Genomic DNA, 2,890 nt, shown 5'->3' on the forward strand with positions numbered 1-2,890 from the left:
CCATGCAGGATTTAGCTTTTCGAAGTGCTCGCATGGAAACTCATCGCACTGCCAGCACCCGGCGATCGCCTTTGCGGCCGCACACCTGCGAATGGTGCACTTCTCATCGCCGCCGCCAGCGAAGCACCCCGCACACCCCGTGGCCAGATGAACACAGGTCTTGCACACGATGCCGCAGGGGGCAGGTTGGTCGATGGATCTCATACGCCGCCTCCTTCCAGTCGCCGCTCGATCTGCAACACGTTCGCTGGATCCCACCGAACAGCCGCACAAGCCGCCGCCCGTGCCGGCGGCAAGAAGTCTGCAGAAATCCCGTCGCGTAACTTGCATGGTCGTAGCCCCCGCCCTTGCGTCCGTGCGCGGACCGGAGGTGTTTCTGCCACGTCCACTACTGCCTCTGATTAACCGGGCGCCGGTGTCTCGGGCACATTGTTCGGGTCAAACTGATCCGGCCTCTGCCATGCAGCGGGGAGACGATGATCGAGTTTCTTCTCGAATACGCCATCCAGATCGTAGTCACACAGCCACCGGCCCTTGTCCGGTCCGGACCGGGGCACCACCGAGAAAAGGGATGGAAAAGCCTGGTCCTTGTACCGATCCGCTGCCATGAAGCATTCGCCATTAGTGTGCAGGGATATAGAATCCAATCCTACGCCATCGTGGTATGTCACCAATACCGTAAACCCTCCGGCAATCCAGAGGGCGCACATGTCTTCTTTCTCGCCCGAGATCTCGTCGAAATCGTCGCCTCCAAACTCAGCAGCCGTGAATGGACCATGGGTGCCCAGGTAATGCAGCCGGGTGACTTGGATATCGTCGAAATCCTTCTTCAGCCAGTCGTTTATCTGAGAGCGCAGCCTTTCGGCCTGAACCGCTCGTCGACCAGTGCTCATCCACAGCAGCGCAAGCGCAATCAGAAAGAGGGCCCAGGGCAGCACAACAGCGAAACGTATACGTCGACGCTTGTGCTCGGCCACCTCGCTCACCAGTGCACCTCCTTTGAGTCTGCACACCCTGTGCGCAGCACTGATGGACCGGACACGTCCGCGTTCGAGGTGTACGCACCTCCTTGCCAGCGACGTGTCTTGCTTGCCACAACGGTGACGATCTATTGTACAGCTTGTGGAACGGATGCCAAGCAGACAGAATGGAGAGGGCTGCAAAGCCTGGACCGACCCCGACGTCGAACCACGCATCAGCCTATAGCAGCACCACGGGGTCGACGTCGATAGCGATGCCGCGGACGCGGGGCCGGAGCAGGTTGTCGTCGCGAAGGGCGGCCAGCAACGTCTGCATCGCCGGCGCCGACGGGGCCAGAAGCAGCACGTCGAAGCGATACTGGTTTCGCAGGCGTTCGATCGGGCTGGTCTGCGGGCCGATGCATTGAACCTTCGAGCCGGTGCGCTCGATGAGCCTGCGAACGTTCTGCGCGAGCAGTCCGGCCTGTTCGCGGCAGCGAGACTGCCGCGCGTCGGACAGCGTGATGCGCGTCAGCCGTCCCCACGGCGGCAGCATGACCTTGCGACGCAGCAGCAGCTCCTCGCGGGCAAATCGCGGATAGTCCTGCCGCATGGCGGCCTGCACCGACGGCTGATCGCAGTTGAGGCTTTGCACGATCACCTCACCCGGCACGTCGCCCCGCCCGGCGCGGCCGGCCACCTGCGTGATGAGTTGGAACGTTCGCTCGGCTGCACGAAAGTCGGGAATCGCCAGCGCCGTGTCGGCATTGACCACTCCCACCAACGACACGAACGGAAAGTCGAGCCCTTTGGCGATCATCTGCGTGCCGACGATGATGTGGATGCGATTGGCCTCGAAGTCGCCGATGATCTGTTGATACTGCGTGAATCGCTGCATGGTGTCGCTGTCGACGCGAGCGACGCGGGCCTGCGGGAACTTGCTCGCCAGCTCCTCCTCGACGCGCTGAGTACCCATGCCGAAGCGTACAAGCCTGTGCCGGCCGCTGCAGTGCGGGCAATGCGCGGGCACGGGGAAACGGGCCGAGCAATGATGACACTGCGCCTGGCCGGTCGTCTTGTGAAACGTCATGTTCACCTTGCACTGCGGGCAGCTGATCACGGCCTGGCAACTCGGGCAGAACAGGTAGTTGGCGTAACCGCGCCGGTTTAACAGCAGAATCACCTGTTGGCTGGCGTCGAGCGCCTGGCCGATCTGCGCTTCAAGCTGGCGCGACAGTAAGTGGATGCCCTTGCGTGCGGCCGACTCGGCCCGCATGTCGACCAGCGTAACGTGCGGCAGCGGCAGGTCGCGGACCCGCTGCGGCAGGGCGATGCGCTCGTAGTGACCGGCCCGTTCGGCGTTGAGCCACGTCTCCAGGCTGGGCGTGGCCGATCCGACGATCACCGGCACCGACTCGAGCTGGCCGCGCTTCAGGGCCACGTCGCGCGTGTGATAGCGCGGCACCTGTATGTTCTTGTAGCTGGGCTCCTGCTCCTCGTCGACGACGATCAGGCCCAGGTCTTTGCACGGGGCGAAGACGGCGCTTCGCGTGCCGATCACCAGGCCGATCTGCCCGGCGGCGATCTGTCGCCAACTGGCGGCCCGCTGCGTGGCGGTCAGCCCGCTGTGCAGCAGGCACACGCGCTCGAACCGTTTGGCGAGTCGGTAGACGGTCTGCGTGGTCAGGGCGATCTCGGGTACGAGCAATACAGCCTGTTTGCCAGCCGCCAGCGCGGCGCGAATGGCGTGGACGTACACCTCGGTCTTGCCGCTGCCGGTCACACCGAACAGCAGCAGGGCGCGAAACGCACCCGACGCGATGACCGCGCGGGCCCGCTCGATCGCCCGATTCTGATCGGCGTTAAGCTGGAATTCCGGGTCGACGATTTGCCCGACGTCGGGCAATGTTTCGGTCGGCTCGCTGCGCTCG

The 2,890-nt window shown here is 63.7% G+C and carries 3 protein-coding genes; all 3 read right to left on the reverse strand.

Annotated elements, in window-relative coordinates:
• A partial coding sequence (locus JSV65_16030) for a DUF3795 domain-containing protein (protein UCH34043.1) occupies positions 1–204 on the reverse strand: 204 nt, incomplete at its 3' end.
• A gap of 197 nt (positions 205–401) precedes the next feature.
• A complete protein-coding gene (locus JSV65_16035) occupies positions 402–986 on the reverse strand; it encodes a hypothetical protein (protein ID UCH34044.1) in 585 nt (194 codons plus the stop codon).
• Positions 987–1,200: 214 nt separating this feature from the next.
• A partial coding sequence (priA, locus tag JSV65_16040) for a primosomal protein N' (protein ID UCH34045.1) occupies positions 1,201–2,890 on the reverse strand: 1,690 nt, incomplete at its 5' end.

The organism is Armatimonadota bacterium (assembly GCA_020354555.1).
Lineage (GTDB): Bacteria > Armatimonadota > Hebobacteria.